17 protein-coding genes are annotated in these 16,497 nt (G+C 72.4%); 3 read left to right on the plus strand and 14 right to left on the minus strand.

From position 1 onward, the window contains the following. Window positions 1-28: 28 nt before the first annotated feature. The 8 genes from E1267_RS35840 to E1267_RS35880 form a co-directional block, all read right to left on the minus strand. Complete coding sequence (locus tag E1267_RS35840; RefSeq protein ID WP_246064468.1) at window positions 29-475, minus strand: CBS domain-containing protein; 447 nt, start codon at window positions 473-475, stop codon at window positions 29-31. Between the two features lie 25 nt (window positions 476-500). After that, a complete protein-coding gene (locus tag E1267_RS35845) occupies window positions 501-1,163 on the minus strand; it encodes a potassium channel family protein (RefSeq protein ID WP_132339424.1) in 663 nt (220 codons plus the stop codon). Further along, on the minus strand, window positions 1,156-2,508 hold the full coding sequence (locus E1267_RS35850; protein ID WP_132339426.1) for a TrkH family potassium uptake protein: 1,353 nt from the start codon (window positions 2,506-2,508) through the stop codon (window positions 1,156-1,158). Before E1267_RS35850 ends, E1267_RS35845 begins: the two co-directional genes overlap by 8 nt. Before the next feature lie 154 nt (window positions 2,509-2,662). After that, window positions 2,663-2,992 (minus strand): DUF3140 domain-containing protein, encoded by a 330-nt coding sequence (locus E1267_RS35855; RefSeq protein ID WP_132339428.1) that lies wholly within the window; start codon window positions 2,990-2,992, stop codon window positions 2,663-2,665. After that, window positions 2,989-3,210: a hypervirulence associated TUDOR domain-containing protein gene (locus tag E1267_RS35860; protein ID WP_132339430.1), complete on the minus strand. Its 222-nt coding sequence runs from the start codon at window positions 3,208-3,210 to the stop codon at window positions 2,989-2,991. Before E1267_RS35860 ends, E1267_RS35855 begins: the two co-directional genes overlap by 4 nt. Before the next feature lie 472 nt (window positions 3,211-3,682). Next, window positions 3,683-4,033 carry an RNA 2'-phosphotransferase gene (locus tag E1267_RS35870; protein WP_246064469.1) on the minus strand — a complete coding sequence of 117 codons (351 nt, stop codon included), beginning with the start codon at window positions 4,031-4,033 and terminating at the stop codon, window positions 3,683-3,685. A gap of 43 nt (window positions 4,034-4,076) precedes the next feature. Further along, a complete protein-coding gene (recD2, locus tag E1267_RS35875; RefSeq protein WP_246064470.1) occupies window positions 4,077-6,227 on the minus strand; it encodes an SF1B family DNA helicase RecD2 in 2,151 nt (716 codons plus the stop codon). Window positions 6,228-6,420: 193 nt separating this feature from the next. Then, window positions 6,421-7,554, minus strand: a complete 1,134-nt coding sequence (locus tag E1267_RS35880) for an acetate/propionate family kinase (protein WP_246064471.1) — start codon at window positions 7,552-7,554, stop codon at window positions 6,421-6,423. A gap of 120 nt (window positions 7,555-7,674) precedes the next feature. On the opposite strand from E1267_RS35880, the gene E1267_RS35885 reads away from it, so the two are divergent. The 3 genes from E1267_RS35885 to E1267_RS35895 are packed head-to-tail and all read left to right on the plus strand — an operon-like array spanning window position 7,675 to window position 11,155. Further along, on the plus strand, window positions 7,675-8,163 hold the full coding sequence (locus E1267_RS35885; protein WP_132339433.1) for a (2Fe-2S)-binding protein: 489 nt from the start codon (window positions 7,675-7,677) through the stop codon (window positions 8,161-8,163). Then, on the plus strand, window positions 8,160-9,131 hold the full coding sequence (locus E1267_RS35890; protein WP_132339435.1) for an FAD binding domain-containing protein: 972 nt from the start codon (window positions 8,160-8,162) through the stop codon (window positions 9,129-9,131). Before E1267_RS35885 ends, E1267_RS35890 begins: the two co-directional genes overlap by 4 nt. Continuing rightward, window positions 9,128-11,155, plus strand: a complete 2,028-nt coding sequence (locus tag E1267_RS35895) for a xanthine dehydrogenase family protein molybdopterin-binding subunit (RefSeq protein WP_132339437.1) — start codon at window positions 9,128-9,130, stop codon at window positions 11,153-11,155. Before E1267_RS35890 ends, E1267_RS35895 begins: the two co-directional genes overlap by 4 nt. 113 nt (window positions 11,156-11,268) lie before the next feature. Here E1267_RS35895 and mnhG read toward each other — a convergent pair whose 3' ends face one another. The 6 genes from mnhG to mbhE all read right to left on the minus strand — a co-directional run. Continuing rightward, complete coding sequence (gene mnhG / locus E1267_RS35900) at window positions 11,269-11,595, minus strand: monovalent cation/H(+) antiporter subunit G (protein ID WP_132339439.1); 327 nt, start codon at window positions 11,593-11,595, stop codon at window positions 11,269-11,271. Further along, entirely contained in the window at window positions 11,592-11,852 is a 261-nt protein-coding gene (locus E1267_RS35905) for an MrpF/PhaF family protein (protein WP_132339441.1), read from the minus strand. The genes mnhG and E1267_RS35905 overlap by 4 nt, the downstream gene beginning before the upstream one ends. After that, window positions 11,849-12,388, minus strand: coding sequence for a Na+/H+ antiporter subunit E (locus tag E1267_RS35910; RefSeq protein ID WP_132339443.1), 540 nt, complete (start codon window positions 12,386-12,388; stop codon window positions 11,849-11,851). The genes E1267_RS35905 and E1267_RS35910 overlap by 4 nt, the downstream gene beginning before the upstream one ends. After that, a complete protein-coding gene (locus E1267_RS35915; RefSeq protein WP_220449837.1) occupies window positions 12,385-13,959 on the minus strand; it encodes a Na+/H+ antiporter subunit D in 1,575 nt (524 codons plus the stop codon). The genes E1267_RS35910 and E1267_RS35915 overlap by 4 nt, the downstream gene beginning before the upstream one ends. A 112-nt stretch (window positions 13,960-14,071) precedes the next feature. Then, window positions 14,072-14,890 (minus strand): Na(+)/H(+) antiporter subunit C, encoded by an 819-nt coding sequence (locus E1267_RS35920; RefSeq protein WP_132339445.1) that lies wholly within the window; start codon window positions 14,888-14,890, stop codon window positions 14,072-14,074. Next, on the minus strand, window positions 14,887-16,497 hold a 1,611-nt coding region (gene mbhE, locus E1267_RS35925), incomplete at its 5' end, for a hydrogen gas-evolving membrane-bound hydrogenase subunit E (RefSeq protein WP_132339447.1). The genes E1267_RS35920 and mbhE, both read right to left, overlap by 4 nt.

The following is a 16,497-nucleotide window of genomic DNA, read 5'->3' on the forward strand; positions in this document are numbered from 1 at the left end:
GGTGTTCATCCCGCCCGGCGGGCGAGCGTCACAGTGCGAGGGCGCGGTCGAGCAGAGCCTGCAGGGTGACCGCCCCGACCAGCCGGCCGTCGTCCACGATGGCCACCAGCGGGCTGCGCGTGCGCGCCATGAGCGCCGCCAGCTCCAGCACGGTCGCCTGCGTGTCGGCCACCGGCAGCTCACGCTGCTGCTCAGGAAGGCACTCACGGACGGTGCGCCCCCCGAGCTGCCGCAGGAACAGGTCGGCGTGGGCCTCGTCGACCACCCGGGCCAGCGCCGGATCTTCCCGGCAGTAGGTGGGCACCGCGAGGCGCAGCACCTGCGTGCCGGGCAGGATGGTGATCGGCAGCCCGGCGTCGTCGACCAGGATGAGCCCGGGCAGATCGCGTTCGGCGAGCAGCCGGGCCGCCTCCAGCGCCGGGGTGTCCAAGGTGGCCGTGGGGAACTCGGCCGCGAGAGCGTGTGCGCGCATCATGACCTCCGCTGCACGAGCCTAGCCGTCATGGCAGCTCGGCGAAGCGTTCGACCTGTTCGGTGCGGCCCGACACGAGGATCACGTCGCCGTACGAGAGCTCGGTCTCGGCGGTGGCGTAGGTGAACTCCTCGCCGGGCGGCTTGACGGCCACGATGGTGACGCCGTATTTACGGCGCAGGTTGGACTGGCCGAGCGGGATGCCGACGTACTCCTTGGGCGGCGTGGTCTTGGCCAGCGCGAAATCCTCGTCCACCTGCATGTAGTCGAGCATCCGGCCGCTGACCAGGTGGGCGACCCGCTCGCCCATGTCGTGCTCGGGGAAGACGACGTGGTGGGCGCCGATACGGCTGAGGATGCGGCCGTGCTGGGTGCTGATGGCCTTGGCCCAGATGTCGTTGATCTCCAGTTCGACCAGCAGCGACGTGGTGAGGATGCTGGCTTCGACGTCGCTGCCTACGGCCACCACCGCCTGGTAGAAGTCGGGCACGCCGAGCTGGCGCAGCGCTTCGATGTCGGTGGCGTCGGCGGTCGCGATCTGGGTGATCCGCCCGGCGAGGCTCTGTGTGATCTTGGGCCGGCTGTCGATGGCCAGCACCTCCGTGCCGCGCCGGGTGAGCTCCAGCGCCAGGGACGTGCCGAATCGCCCCAAGCCGATGACGACGACAGGGTCGCCCTTGTACTCAGCCAACGATGACTCGCTCCTCGGGTAGCTCGTAGTGGCGGGCGCGCCTGTTGAGTGCCAGGGCGGAGCCCAGGGTGAGGGGGCCGATCCGGCCGATGAACATGAGCACCGTCAGCAGCAGGTGCCCTGCCGTGCCGACGGCGGGGGTGATGCCGGTGGACAGACCGGCCGTGCCGAACGCCGAGATCACCTCGAACAGCACCTGGTCGAGCCTGTGCGGGGTGAGCGCGAGCAGCGTGTACGTGGCGACGGCCACGAGGGCGACGCCCATCACCGTGATCGTGACCACCTGGCGCTGCGTGGTCTCGGGGAGCCGGCGGTGACCGATGTTCACCCGGCTCTCCCCGCGCAGCTCGGCCCAGACGATGAAGGCCAGCATCCCGATCGTGGTCACCTTGATGCCGCCCGCGGTGCCGGCGCTGCCGCCGCCGATGAACATCAGCAGGTCGGTGGCCAGCCAGCTCGACGGGTACATCTGCCCGATGTCCACGACGTTGAACCCGGCCGAGCGCGGCATCACCGACGTGAAAAAGGCGGCCAGCAGCTTGCCGCCGTCGTCGAGCGGGCCGAAGGTCCGGGGATTGCGCCATTCGGTGGCCAGGAAGACGAGCGTGCCGAACAGCAGCAACGTCACGGTCACCGCGACGGTGATCCTGGTCAGCACCGTCCACTTGCCCGGATGCCGCCATGACCGGGCCAGCTCGAACACCACGGGGAAACCCAGCCCGCCGACGATGGCCGCGACCGCGATGGTCAGGCAGATCCACGGGTCGGCGACGAACCGGATGAAGTTGTCCGGCCAGAGCACGAATCCGGAGCTGTTGAAGGCCGAGATCGCGTGGAAGACCCCGAGATAGGCGGCGCGGCCTAAGGACTCGCCGTAGCCGATGACGAAGCGGCCCGTGAGCAGGACCGCGGCCACGGCCTCGCAGGCGAGACTGAACAGGAAGACCTTGCGCCCCAGCCTGCGCACGTCGCTCATGCTGAGGGTCTTGGTCTCCGTCTGGGCGGCGATCCGCGTCCGCAGCCCCAGCCGGCCCGACACGAGCAGGGTGAACAGGGTGGCCAGCGTCATGACGCCGAGGCCGCCCGCCTGTGACAGCCCGGCGATCACCACTTCGCCGAACGTCGACCAGTGCGACGCGGTGTCGACCACGACCAGCCCGGTGACGCAGACGGCCGAGGCGGCGGTGAACAGCGCGACCACGGTGTCGGTGGCCTCGCCCTCGGCTGTGGCGATCGGCAGCGAGAGCAGCGCGGTGCCGATGGCCACGGCGAGCCCGAACGCGGCGACCACGAGCTGGGCGGGATGCCGGAACCTGGCAGGAAACGACGGCGTCGCGCTCACCATCGGCCGCCGCCCCGCATGTCACGCATGTGAACGCCCCTAGGGAACCCTCAACCGGCAGTCGAAGCACGAGACTTCCCTGCTCACAGCGCACTACGGTAACAGCCTCCGGGGGCGCCGGCGCACCGGAGCCGCCGGTCCGTCCAGGGGCCCGGCGTCACTTGAGCGGATCATGACCCCAGTTCATCAGCGAGTAGCGCCACCTGGACGACGTCACGTCGCCGGAAGGACGTTGCGCGAGATGGCGGTGGATGTAGCCGACGACCTTGTTCATGTGCTCGTAGTCGTCGTCCGTCCACTCGCCCTTGTTCTTCCGCAGGAGCGTGATGATCCTCCTGCCCGACTCGTGGCCGACCGACTCGCCGCCGCCGTCCTTCTGGCCGACCGACTGCGACTCGTCGGTGGCCAGCCAGCGTTCGAGCTCGCCGGCGGTCATGTTCACGGCCTCGCCGAACTCGGCCGCGACCGCGCGCCGGTCGTCGCTCACTTGCCCTCCTTACGCAACGCCGACGGCCTGTGCACGGCCTTCCTGCCGCTCTTCTCGCTGCGCACCACGTACTGGGGCTCTTCCGGAGAGGCCGCGACCGTGCGGCCGGCCTCCTTCTGCCTCTTGGTGAGCTTCTTCTCCACCTTGCCCTTGGCGGTGGAGCCGTGGCTGCTCCAGGTGACCTCGTCACCCTCGGACGGTTCCTTCTTCTTTCCCATGCGCTCCGGCTACCCGGCGTCCGCACGGGTAGCCGGAGCGCACCTCGTTCTTTACCCAGGTCAGGCGAGGGAACGGAAGAACTGCCGCAGCTCGTGACCAGCACGTCCGGCGTCTCCAGGGCGGCGAAGTGGCCACCGTGACCGAACTCCGACCACCGCACCACGTGGTGCGTCTGCTCGGCCAGCGGCCGGACCGAGAAGTCCGTCGGGAACACCGCCACCGCCGTCGGCACGGTGCCGCGCTCCCGCGGGCGCCACGCGTCGGCGTTGCTGGCCCGCGGGGGAGCCGTGCAGTGACGCGGCGACGGTCTGCGGATGACGGCGGGGTCCCCGACCGGGAACGTGAGCAGGCGTTGACATGCACGCCGATGCAGCGCCCCGGCCGCCACCACGAGCACCACGGGAACGCCGCGGCGGCCTGCCACCCGCGCGGCCGTTTCCCGATCGGGGGACAGGTGCACGTGGTGCCGGTTCATCGGGCGCAGCCCTCCTCCTTGATCGCCGCCACGAACCGCCCCACGGTGCCGTGATAGAGCACCGCGGGCGGCGCTACGGCGGGCAGCTCGAGGTCGACCGGCACCGAGTGCCCCTGGTCGGCGCGGATGCGGCCGCCGGCGATCGTGCAGCGCCGCTTGTCGTTGGAGGCGACGACCTGCCGCAACTCCACGTCCGTGAACGGGAACCCATGCGAGGCGGCGGCCAGCAGCAGTTCGTCGGCCGGTGCCCACCCGTGGGCGTCGAGCTCCAGGCCGATGCGCCGCGGATCGTGCCGCAGGTGGCGGGCCAGGTATTTCGGGATCCGTGTCAGGCGACGCTCGTCCATCACGCCATGGTCCCGCGCCCGTCAACCGTTTCCCTCAGGCACGTCAACCCTGGAGGCTGAGGGCCAGGCGGCGAGCCAGGCCCGTGTTCCTGCGATGACCCACCCGGTGCACCGCCAGCTCCAGCGCCTCGCGCTGACCGACCAGCACGACCCACGCCTTGGCCCTGGTGACCAGCGTGTAGAGCAGTTTGCGGCGCAACATGATGCCGCCGGACTCGGCCACGATCGGCGCGACCACGAACGGGTATTCGCTGCCCTGCGAGCGGTGCACGCTGATCGCGTAGGAATGGGTGAGATCGTCGAGCTCGTCGAACCCGTAGCGCACGCTCTCGCCGTCGTCCGTGCGGATCTCGATCATCCGCTCTTCCTGGACCACCGCGGTGACGGTCGCGGTCTCGCCGTTGAAGACACCCTTGTCGTAGTTGTTGCGGATCGGCATGACCCGGTCGCCCACCCGGAACACCGTCGCCCCCGACCAGTGCTCGGCCTTGCCGTCGGCGGTGGGGTTGAGCTGGTCCTGGATCAGACGCCCGAGCGCGGTGGCGCCGGTCTCTCCCCGGCGCATCGGGCACAACACCTGGACCTGGTCGGGTTCGACCTGCTGCTTCCGCGGGATCGCCACCATCGCCAGGTGGGCGACCCGCCGGGCGACCTGCTCGGGATCGTCGAGCTCCTCGAACCAGAACCCGCCGCCCACCGCCGGCGACCGGCCGGCACGGATGCGGTGCGCGGCGTCGATGATGCCGCTGCCGCCCGCCTGCCGGAAGACGTGGGTGAGCTGGACCCGGGGGATCTCCGTGACGCGCAGCAGGTCGGCCAGCACGTCGCCGGGCCCGATGCTCGGAAGCTGGTCGCTGTCACCGATCAGCAGCAGATGGCTGCCGGACGGCACGGCGGCGGTCAGCCGGGTCGCCAGGTGCAGGTCGAGCATGGATGCCTCGTCGACCACGATGAGGTCGGCCTGGGCCGGCCGCTCGTCGAACAGCGTCTCGGGGTCGGGGTCGGGCTGCTGGGCGAGCATCCGGTGCACGGTCATGGCCGGCAGCCCGGTGAGCTCGGACAGCCGCTTGGCCGCCTTGCCCGTGGGTGCGGTGAGCGTCACCGTGCCGCCCGCCGCCCTGACGGTGGTCGCGATGGCCTTGACCGTGTGGCTCTTGCCGCACCCCGGGCCGCCGGTGAGGAGGGAGAGCGTACTGGTCAGCGCCATGTTGACGGCGGCGCGCTGGTCGTCGTGGAGCTCAGGGTCCTCGCGGAAGGCGCGCAGCGGCAGCGTGGAGCGGGCCCGCGCCAGCCGGGTGAGCTGCTCGGTCAGCGCCACCTCGCGGGCGTGGACGTGCTTGGCGTAGGCGACCGCCTGCCCCGGCCGGTCAGGAGCGGCCTCCACGACCAGCCGGCGCTCGCCCACGAGCGCGTCGACCATCGGCCGCACCAGCTCCTGATCCTGCTCGATCAGCTCCGCCGTCTCCCTGACCAGGGCGGCGACGGGCACGAAACAGTGGCCGTCGCGGCTTCCCGCCGCCTCCAGCCGGTCGAGCAGGGCCGCCTTGACCCGCTGCGGGCTGCGCTCGGGCACCCCCGACTGCAGCGCGATCTTGTCGGCGACGCGGAAGGCGATGCCCCTGACCCGCCCGATGAGCTGGTAGGGGTCGGCGGCCAGGACCTCGTCGGCATCCGGCCCGAACACCTGGTAGATCTTCGCCGCCAGCAGCGGGCTGACGCCGAGCCCCTGCAACGTCACCATGAGCGCGGCGATCGCCTTCTGCTCCAGCCACGCCTGCACGATCTGGCTCCGCCGCTGCGGGCCGATGTTGACCACCTCGGTGAGCCGCTCCGGCTCGGCGTCGATCACCTTGAGCGTGGCCTCGCCGAAGTGGTCGACGATCGCGTACGCGAGTCGCGGCCCGATGCCTCTGATCAGGCCGGACCCGAGGTAGATGCGGATGGCGCGGACCGACGAGGGCGTCACCCGCTCGCACGCGCTCACGGCGAACCGTCTGCCGTGGCGCGGGTGCGTGCTCCACTCCCCGAACAGCCGCAGCGTCTCGCCCGGCTGCACCTCGCCCAGCGCCCGCCCGGCGGCCACGAAGTCGGGCACGCCGTCGGCGCTCATGCGCGCCACGGTGTATGCGTCCTCGCGGACGTAGACCAGCTGCTCGACCGACGCCTCCACAGCAGCGATCCAACCACCCGTCACCGACAATCGTCCAAACCACGGTCCGGGGCACCGGTTCCACGACCCGTCCCGGCCCTGCCGGACCGCCGGCGCCCTCAGCCAGCCCGGCAACGCCCAAGGCGGCGCGGTCCCGGGATGAGGTGACGTCCCGGCTCCGGCCATGGGTGGCGGGACGTGGGCTGCGATCGCGTGACGCGCGCTGGTGGCCGGTGCGTCATGAGCCGGTGCCCGCGAGCACGGCCAGGCACTCGCGGGCCAGCTGCAGCTCCTCACGTACCTGGACCACCAGGACCGGTACGGCGGCGCCGGGCGCGCTGACCGGCCCGTCGTCACGGCGGTTGCCGCGTACGGGAGGCAGCACGCCGAGCAGGCCGAGACGCGCGCAGACGGCCTCGCGCACCTCCGGCTGGTCCCAGCCGATCTCCCCGGTGAACACGAGGGCGTCGATCCGTCGGAGCGAGGTGGCCGCGGCGGCGATCTCCCTGCTCACCCGGTGGGCGAACACGTCCAGCGCCAGCGCCGCCGCGTCGTTGCCTTCGCGCTCGGCCGCGACCAGGTCCCGCGTGTCGCCGGACAGCCCGTCGGACAGGCCGAGCAGCCCCGACCGCCGTTCCAGCCCCTCGCCGAGCTCCGCCACGGACAGGTGGCCTTCCGACAGCAGCCACACCAGCATGCCCGGGTCCACGCTGCCCGACCGCTTGCTCATGGGCAGTCCGTCGAGCGGCGTGAACCCCATCGAGGTGTCGAGGCTGCGCCCGCCCGACACCGCGGACACCGAGCAGCCGCCGCCCAGGTGCGCCAGCACCAGGTCCAGCTCGGCGAGGGGCCTGCCGAGCAGGTCGGCCACCCGGTCGGCGGCCCACGCGTACGACAGCCCGTGGAAGCCGTAACGGCGCAGGCCGTGCCGCTTGCGCCATTCGGCCGGCAGCGGGTGGACGGCCGCCGCGTCGGGCAGGCCGGAGTGGAAGGCGGTGTCGGGGCAGAGCACGTGCGGCACGGCGGGCAGTTGCTCGCGGGCCGCGTCGAGCAGGGCCAGCGCGGGCGGCAGGTGCAGCGGCGCGAGGCTCGTGAGGCCGTGCAACGCCGACACCGTCTCGTCGTCGGCGACGGCCGGGGCGCGTACGAGGTCGCCGCCGTGCACGAGCCGGTGCGCCACGGCCCGTACGTCGCGGTCGAAGTGGCCGCCGAGGAACGCCGACAGCTCCTCCCGCGCGCTGCCCGGGTCGGCGGCGCGCTCGGCGTGCGCGCTGTCGAGCACGCTGCCGCCCTGGACGAGGTCGAGGCGCAGGCTCGACGAGCCGGCGTTCACGGTCAGGATCGCCGCGGAGTCCGTCGTCTGTTCGTCCATGGCCCGCCTCATGACCGCGCGCTACCCGGTAGCGTCCCCGCAAAACTGGGCAAATCAAGGCTCCGTCTGGATTTGGCGTCTTCAGGATTGCTTGGTCAGGGCGTCGGGTAGTCGTGCGCCATGGACATCACCTTGAAGGTGAACGGCACACCGCGCGCGGTCGACGTCGACCCGCGGATGTCGCTGCTCGACCTGCTGCGCGAGCGCTTGGGGCTGATCGGGGCCAAGAAGGGGTGTGACCACGGCCAGTGCGGCGCGTGCACCGTCATCATCGACGGGCGGCGGGCCAACGCGTGCCTGGCGCTGGCGGTGGCCGTGGACGGTTCCGAGGTCACCACCGTCGAGGGGCTGGCCGAGGGGGACGACCTGCATCCGCTGCAGGAGGCCTTCATCGAACACGACGCGTTCCAGTGCGGCTACTGCACGCCGGGGCAGCTCTGCTCCGCCGTGGGCATGCTGGGGGAGCCGGGTCCGAGCGCGGTCACCGGCGATCTCGTGGTCGACCCCGACCTGACGCCCGAGGAGATCAGGGAACGCATGAGCGGCAACCTGTGCAGATGCGGCGCCTACGTCAACATCGTCAGCGCGATCGGCGAGGCGGCACCGTGAAACCTTTCGAGTACGCCCGCGCCGGCAGCCCGTCCGACGCCGTGCGCCGGTACCGGCCGGGCACCATGTACCTCGGCGGCGGCACCAACCTGGTCGACCTCATGCGGCTGGGCGTGGCCGAGCCCGACCGGCTGGTGGACGTCAGCCGGCTGCCGCTGGACGCGATCGAGCAGGCCGGCGACAGGCTGCGCGTCGGCGCGGCCGTACGCAACACGGACCTCGCCGCCGACCCGCTGGTACGCGCCCGCTACCCGATGCTCGCGCGCGCCGTGCTGGCCGGGGCGTCGGGGCAGGTGCGCAACATGGCGACCGTTGCGGGCAACCTGCTGCAACGCACCCGCTGCGCCTACTTCCAGGACGTCGGCAGGCCGTGCAACAAGCGCCGCCCGGGCTCCGGCTGCCCGGCGATCGAGGGCGACCACACCAACCTGGCGGTGCTCGGCGCCTCGGACTCGTGCGTGGCCACCCACCCGTCGGACATGGCGGTCGCGCTGGCCGCGCTGGACGCCGAGGTGCACGTCACCGGCCCGGAAGGCGACCGGATCATCCCGATGCCGGGGCTGCACCGCCTGCCGGGCGACGAGCCGGAACGGGACACGGTGCTGGAGCCCGGCGACCTGATCACCGCCGTGGAGCTGCCCGCGCCCCCTCCGGGGGCGTCCACGTACCGGAAGGTACGCGAGCGGGCGTCGTTCGCGTTCGCGCTCGTGTCCATCGCGGCGACGCTCGACGTCGGCTCCGACGGTGTCGTGAACGACTGCCGCATCGCGCTCGGCAGCGTGGCCCACGTACCGTGGCGGGCCGAGCGCGCCGAGCGGCTGCTGATCGGGGGGCCCGCCACCGGCGCGGCGTTCCTGCGGGCCGCGGAGGCCGAGCTGGAGCAGGCCCGCCCGCTGCCACGCAACGCCTACAAGCTGCCGCTGGCCAGGAACCTGATCGTCGCCACCCTTGAGGAGCTGGCACCGTGAACCGCATCGAGGGACGCGTCAAGGTCACCGGGCTGGCCACGTACGCGGCCGAATACCCGATCGAGTCCGTCGCCTACGCCTACCCCGTGCAGTCGCTGGTCGCCAAGGGCCGCGTCGTGCGCGTCCACGACGCCGAGGCACGCGAGATGCCCGGCGTGCTGGCCGTGTTGTCCTGCGCGGACCCGCCCCGGCTGGCCGAGGACGCCGACCCCGAGCTTGCGCTCTTCCAGAGCGGCGACGTCGCCTACCGCGGCCAGATCGTCGCCGCCGTCGTCGCCGACACCTACGAGAACGCCCGCGCCGCCGCCGCGGCGGTGCGCGTCGAGTACGACCCGGACGACCACGACGTGACCCTGCGCACCGGCCATCCCGGCTTCTACCGGCCGGACGTCGTCAATCCCAACTACCCGGCCGACACCGTCAAGGGCGACGTCGAGGCGGGCCTGGCCGGAGCCGCGGTGAGCGTGGACGTGACGTACTCGACGCCCGTCCTGCACAACAACCCGATGGAGCCGCACGCCGCCATGGCCGTGTGGGACCCCGAGGGCAGGCTGCTGGTCTACGACAGCACGCAGGGCGCGTCCCCCGACCGCGACACCATCGCGCAGACGCTCGGACTGCCCCGGGAGGACGTGCGCGTGGTGTCCAGGCACGTCGGCGGCGGCTTCGGGTCGAAGGGCTCCACCAGGCCGCACGCCGTGCTCGCCGCCCTGGCGGCCAGGGCCGCGGGCCGCCCGGTCAAGATCGCGCTGACCCGGCATCAGATGTTCGACGTCACCGGCTACCGCACGCCGACGATCCAGCGGCTGCGGCTCGGCGCCGACGCCGGCGGCCGGCTCACGGCGGTCGAGCACCTGGCGTACGAGCAGACCTCGACGCTGGTGGAGTTCGCCGAGCAGACCGCGACCCCGGCCCGGGTCATGTACGCCACGCCCGCTCTGCGCACCGCGCACCGGCTGGTCCGGCTGGACGTGGCCACCCCGTCGTGGATGCGCGCGCCGGGGGAGTGCCCTGGCATGTACGCGCTGGAGTCCGCCATGGACGAGCTGGCCTGCGCCCTCGGCATGGACCCCGTCGAGCTGCGCGTCGTCAACGACGCCGACGCCGAGCCGGAGAGCGGACTGCCGTTCAGCTCCCGCAACCTCGTCCTGTGCCTGCGCGAGGGCGCCCGCCGGTTCGGCTGGCGGGACCGCGACCCGGAGCCCGGCGTCAGGCGCGAGGGGGAGTGGCTGGTCGGCACCGGCGTGGCGGCCTCCACCTACCCGGCCAGGCGCCGCCCGGCCACGGCCTTCGCGTTCGTGCGCGACGACGACTACGTCGTCCAGGTGGCCGCCGCCGACATCGGCACGGGCGCGCGTACCGCGCTCACCAGGATCGCCGCGGAGACGCTCGGCGTCGCGCCCGGCCGGGTGCACCTGGAGCTCGGCGACAGCGACCTGCCGGACGCGCCGGTCGCGGGCGGTTCGATGGGCACCTCCTCGTGGGGATCGGCCGTCGTACGGGCCTGCGAGGAGCTCAAGGAGGACGGCAAGGAGGGCCGCGCCGACACCACCGACGAGATCAAGGGCGACGCCAAGCTGGCCAGGCACGCCTTCGGCGCGCAGTTCGCCGAGGTACGGGTCAGCTCGGTGACCGGCGAGATCCGAGTGCCGCGCCTGCTAGGGGTCTTCGCCGCCGGCCGCATCGTGGACGGCAAGCTGGCCAGGTCGCAGTTCATCGGCGGGATGACGATGGGCCTGGGGATGGCGCTGATGGAGGAGACGCTCACCGACGAGGAGTTCGGCGGGTTCCTGCGCAGGGACCTGGCGCAGTATCACGTGCCCGCCTGCGCCGACGTGCCGCACGTCGAGGCGGTCTGGCTGGACGAGCAGGACGGCGAGCTCAACCCGATGGGCAGCAAGGGCATCGGCGAGATCGGCATCGTCGGCACGGCCGCGGCCATCGGCAACGCCGTCCACCACGCGACCGGCCATCGCGTGCGTGAGCTGCCCATCACCCCGGGCAGTATTTTGTCCAGGTTTTAGGCGCCGCGCCCGAGGAAGGTGAAAGGGGGGTGACGGGCGGGGGTCACCGTGGGAGTGCTCGCCCTGCTGGCGTCGTGGACCTGGTTCGGCCAGCCGGCGCTGACCCGGGCGGATCAGTCGCCGGACGGCATGCCCGAGCCGTCGTCGGGCGGCGCCGACGACCCGCGGGCGTAGGAGGCCCTGGCCACCATGTAGGCCGCGACCGACACGGTGATCACCTGGGAGATCCCGGCCAGCAGCAGCGTGCCCGCGATCGCCCACGTGGGCCGGTGCAGCCACATGGCGAACAACACCAGCAACACGCCCAGCACCTGTGGTTTCGTGCCGGCATGCATGCGGTCCAGGGTCGTGCGGAACCGTACGAGGCCGATGCCGGCCGCCAGCGCCAGCACCGACCCCAGCAGCAGGCAGGCCGCCGAGGCCACGTCGAGCGGGCTCATCGCGAGATTCCCGAGAAGAACCGGGCCAGCGACACCGAGCCGACGAACCCCAGCAGCGACAGCACCAGCAGGATCGGCAGGTCGGAGTAGTCGTCCGTGACCACCGCGAACGCCCCCACGCCGCACATCGCCATGGCCGTCAGCACGTCGAGCGCCACCGCCCGGTCCAGCATGGACGGCCCGCGCCCCAGCCGGTAGAGCGTGGCCGCGGCCCCGCAGCCGAGCAGCCCGATCACCACCAGATACACCGTCGTCATCGCAGTTCCTCCCTGTCGGCCCGGGTGCCGAAGGCCTCCACGATGCGCCGCTCCAGCGCCGTGACGTTGGCCCGCACGGCCTCGGTGACCTCGCCGGGCAGCCCCAGCACGTGCACCGCCAGCTCGCGCTCGTCGGGGTAGAGCTCCGCCACCAGGCTGCCGGGCACGGACATGATGGCCACCATGGTGAGGACGATCATGGACTCCGACGACGTGCGCAGCCGCACGCGTACGACCTGCGTCGGCGGCCGGTCCGGGCGGACGACCCAGTAGACCACTCGCGCGGTCGAGACCACCGTCTCCTTGGCGAACCAGAGCAGGAACCGCACCAGGCCGGCCGGGTTGACCCTGATGCCGGGGTCCACGGCGGGCAGCGGCAGCAGCCAGGTCACCACGGTCGCGGCGGCCAGCCCGCCGATCACGTTGCCCGCGCTGAGCTCGCCCCACAACGCCGTCCACACCAGCGCGAGCCAGGCGACCAGCGGCAGCGGCACCCGCCTGCCGAACAGCCGCGGCGCCAGCACGTCGAGGTTCACCGTTGCCTCCCCAGGACCGCCGTGATGTACGGCTCGCGCGCCATCAGCTCGTCCGCCGCCCGCTGGGCCAGCGCCGACAGCGGCCCGGCCAGCACCGTGAACGACAGCCCGAGCACCACCAGCGCCGTCACCGACACGGCCAGCGCCGCCGGCAGCGACGTCGTGGTCACCGTCGGGTCCTCGCCGGTGTCCTCCTCGCTCTCCACGACCGTGCCCACCCGTTCGGCGCGCACGCCGCTCCAGAACGCCCTGTTCCAGACCTTGGCGATGGCGTACAGCGTGAGCAGGCTCGTGACCAGGCCCGCGGCCACCAGCGTGACCGGCAGCCAGCCGCCCGCCGCCAGCCCGGCCTGCACGAGCAGCAGCTTGCCGAGGAACCCCGACATGGGCGGGATGCCCGACAGGTTCATGGCGGGCACGAAGAACAGCACCGCGATCACCGGCGTGGCCTTCATCAGACCGCCGAGCCCGGTCACCGACGTCGTTCCGGTGCGCCGCTCGACCATCCCCGCCACCAGGAACAGGCTCGTCTGCACGGTGATGTGGTGCACCACGTAGAAGATCGCGCCCGCCATCCCGGCCCGCGTGGACAACCCCACCCCGAACACCATGTAGCCGATGTGGCTGACCAGCGTGAACGAGAGCATGCGCTTGAGGTCGGTCTGCGCCACCGCGCCCAGCACACCCACCAGCATGGTGGCCAGCGCCAGCCACATCAGCAGCGTCGACACCGGCCCGCCGGGGAACAGCAGAGCCTCCAGCCTGATGATCGAGTAGACGCCGACCTTGGTGAGCAGCCCGGCGAACACGGCCGTGGCGGGGGCCGGCGCGGTCGGGTAGGAGTCGGGCAGCCAGGCCGACATGGGGAAGATCGCCGCCTTGATCGCGAACGCCAGCAGCAGCGTCAGCTCCACCAGCAGCTTGACCTGCTCCGGCAGGCCGGGAAAGCGCTCGGCCAGCTGCGCGAGCGCCAGCGTGCCCGTGGCGCCGTAGGTGATGGCCAGCGCCACCAGGAACAACATCGACGAGGCCAGGGCCATCAGCGTGTACGTCGCGCCGGCCCGGATCCTCGCGTCGGTGCCGCCGAAGGTGAGCAGCACGTACGAACCGCTCAGCAGCAGTTCGAACGCCACGAACATGTTGAACAGGTCGCCGGACAGGAACGCGTCCGCCACGCCGGCGACCATCACCAGGAAGGCCGGGTGGAAGATCGCCATGGGAGCGTCGTGCTCCTGCTCGTCGTAGGCGTTGGCGACCGAGTACACCATGACGCAGAACGTCACCGCCGACGACACCACCAGCACCAGCGTCGACAGGCGGTCGGCGACCAGGCAGATGCCGATCGGCGACGGCCAACCGCCGATGTCGGTGACCAGCGGGCCGCGCGACTCGGCCGCCACCAGCAGCACCACGGACACGGCGAGGGACACGCCGAGGGTGACGAGGCTGATGAGCGACTGCAGCCGCCGCAGCCGCCCCCCGATGGCCAGCTTCACGCCGGCGGCCAGCAGCGGCAGCAGCACCGGCAGGCAGACGAGGCTCTCCACGGGAAGGGACGGCTCCACGCTCATCCCCCTCCCGCGCCGGAACGGCGGCCCGTCAGGCGCCCCACCAGGCGCCCCACCAGGCGCCCCACCAGGCGCCCCACCAGGCGCCCCACCAGGCGGCCCATCACGCGGCGCATCAGTCGTCGCCCTCCAGATCGGGGTCCTGCGCGAGCGCCTGGCGCTCGCGTTCCTCCCTGATGGCCGCCCGCAGCTGCCTGCGCGCCTCCCGCTGCCGCGCCCGCAGCCTCTTGCGCAGCTCCTTCTCCTCGGCCTCCTGCGTCGCCCGCCGGCGGGCGTGCTCCTTGCGCAGCTCCTCGATGCGCTCGAGGTTGTCGCCCGCCCGCGCCTCCTCCCGCTGCCCGACGTCCTCGAAGCGCCGGTGCAGTTCCTCCTCCGACAACCCCTGCTCACGCCCCTGGCGCATCCACTCCTCGAGCTCCTCGTACACCCGGGCCAGGCGCTGCTCCAGGTCGGCCTCCTGCAGCCGCTCCCGCTCGGCCTGCTCGGCCTGCAGGTTCGCCAGCTCGGCCCGCTGCCGGACGAGCAGCCGGCGGTAGTCGTCCACCCTGCGGCGCACCGAGTCGCCCAGCTCGCCACGCCGCGACAGCAGCCGCACACGCCGGTCCTCGGTGTCGTCCTGCACCTCGTCGCTGCCGGTCAGCTGCCACGTCCTGTGCACCATGGCCAGCAGGAACGCCGTCGCGCCCATGGTGATCACGATGGCGGTGAGCACCATCGCCTGCGGCAGCGGATCGGCCATCCGGCCGGGCGGCGTGACCCCCAGGATGGGCGGGCCGCCGGCGCTGCTCCCCGCCGTGACGATCAGCAGGTTCACGCCGTTGCTGAGGACGATGACGCCGGCGAGCGCGCGTACCAAGCTCCTTTCGAGCAGCAGCGTCGCGCCCGTCGTGATGAGCACGAAGCAGGCCAGGAACGGCACCAGGGAGACCGTCACCCGCCCTCCTCGGCGTCGATCTGCCGGTCCAGCTCCGCGCCCAGGCCGCGCAGCACGTCCTGCACCATGCCGATCACCGAGATGTACACGCCGAGGTCGAACAGCAGCCCGGTGGACAGGTGCACGTGCCCGACGAGCGGCACGCTCACGTCCGTGGCCAGCATGTCCAGCGCCGCCGAGCCGAACAGCAGCCCGATCACCGCGGTGCCCGCCGACAACGTCAGCCCGACGCCCATCAGGACGCCCGCGTGCACCGGCACCGCCACGGCCAGCTCGTTCCGCCCGCCGGCCAGGTAGCGCACGGCGATCGCCAGCCCGGCCACGATGCCGCCGGCGAACCCGCCGCCGACCCCGCTGTGCCCCACGAACAGCAGGAACACCGAGAGCAGCAGCACCGTGTGGAACGTCAGCCTGGCCACCACGTCGAACGCCAGCGCCCGCGGCCCGCGCGGAAGCGTGGAGGCCAGCCAGTGCGCCTCCGCCGTAGGGTGCTCCGCCTCGGCCGGCTCGATCCGGTACGACCTGCGCCGCAGGAACACGAGGCTCGTCACACCCAGGGTGAGCACCACGAGCACCGTGCTCTCACCCAGCGTGTCCCAGGCGCGGATGTCCACGATCAGCGCGGTGACGATGTTGCGCGCGCCCGCCTCCGGGGCCGCCGTCGCCATGAGCGCCCCGACCGGCACGACGTCGCGGGCGCTCGACGCCAGCATGCCCGCGCCCGTGACCACCGCGCCCACGGCCAGCCCCAGCCCGAGCCTGACCGGGAACGGCAGCCGTCCCCTGCCCGAGTCGATCGGCAGCCGCCGCAGCACCAGGGCGAAGACGACCAGCAGCAGCGTCTCGGCCAGGAACTGGGTGAGCGCCAGGTCGGGCGAGCCGTGCGCGAGGAACAGCAGCGCGGTCCCGTACCCGAGCAGGCCCACGACGACGGCGAGATGGATGGAGGCGCGGACGAGCAGCGCCAGCACGGCCGCCGCCAGCACCAGCACGGCGATGACGGGCTGCCCCGGCCGCTGCCAGGCGACGACCGGCACGTCCAGGCGCGGCCCGCCCCCGTAGGCGACCGCGAACACGCCGACGCCGACCGTGGCCAGCATGGTGAGCATCAGGTAGTCGGGAACCGAGCCGCGCTGGACGAGCCCGGTCAGCTGGACGGCGAAGCGGTCGAGGCGGCGTACGATGATCCAGAAGACCTGGCTGGAGTCCAGCGCCGGCAGCATCGCCCCCGCCCTGGCCACCGGCTCCCTGGCCGCGAACAACAGCACGCCGGCCGCCAGCGCCACCACCGACATCAGCAGCGGCGGGCCGAACCCGCTCCACACCACGAGATGGGTCTCGTGGCCGGGGTCGCGGAAGGCCTCCGTGTACGGCGACATCGCCTCCGCGTACGACGAGGCCGCCGGCGCCAGCACCAGGCCCAGCACCGACAGCAGCGCGGCGGGCGCGAACATGGCCGCGGGCACGCGGCCCACCGGCCGCGCCGCCACCCCCGGCTTGGCGGCGAACGCCCCCCACAGGAAGCGCAGGGCGTACGCCGCCGTCAAGGCCGACCCGGCCACCACGCCCGCCAGCGCGAACGGCGCGTCGAGCAGCGACTCCAGCGC

The sequence above is a fragment of the Nonomuraea longispora genome (genome assembly GCF_004348345.1).
Classification (GTDB): domain Bacteria; phylum Actinomycetota; class Actinomycetes; order Streptosporangiales; family Streptosporangiaceae; genus Nonomuraea; species Nonomuraea longispora.

What these genes read in the sequence shown, in the direction of transcription:
- E1267_RS35840 (WP_246064468.1), bottom strand. Translation starts at nt 475, where the DNA reads ATGATGCGCGCACACGCTCTCGCGGCCGAGTTCCCCACGGCCACCTTG.
- E1267_RS35850 (WP_132339426.1), bottom strand. Translation starts at nt 2,508, where the DNA reads ATGGTGAGCGCGACGCCGTCGTTTCCTGCCAGGTTCCGGCATCCCGCC.
- E1267_RS35860 (WP_132339430.1), bottom strand. Translation starts at nt 3,210, where the DNA reads ATGGGAAAGAAGAAGGAACCGTCCGAGGGTGACGAGGTCACCTGGAGC.
- E1267_RS35870 (WP_246064469.1), bottom strand. Translation starts at nt 4,033, where the DNA reads ATGGACGAGCGTCGCCTGACACGGATCCCGAAATACCTGGCCCGCCAC.
- E1267_RS35880 (WP_246064471.1), bottom strand. Translation starts at nt 7,554, where the DNA reads ATGGACGAACAGACGACGGACTCCGCGGCGATCCTGACCGTGAACGCC.
- E1267_RS35885 (WP_132339433.1), top strand. Translation starts at nt 7,675, where the DNA reads ATGGACATCACCTTGAAGGTGAACGGCACACCGCGCGCGGTCGACGTC.
- mnhG (WP_132339439.1), bottom strand. Translation starts at nt 11,595, where the DNA reads ATGAGCCCGCTCGACGTGGCCTCGGCGGCCTGCCTGCTGCTGGGGTCG.
- E1267_RS35905 (WP_132339441.1), bottom strand. Translation starts at nt 11,852, where the DNA reads ATGACGACGGTGTATCTGGTGGTGATCGGGCTGCTCGGCTGCGGGGCC.
- E1267_RS35915 (WP_220449837.1), bottom strand. Translation starts at nt 13,959, where the DNA reads ATGAGCGTGGAGCCGTCCCTTCCCGTGGAGAGCCTCGTCTGCCTGCCG.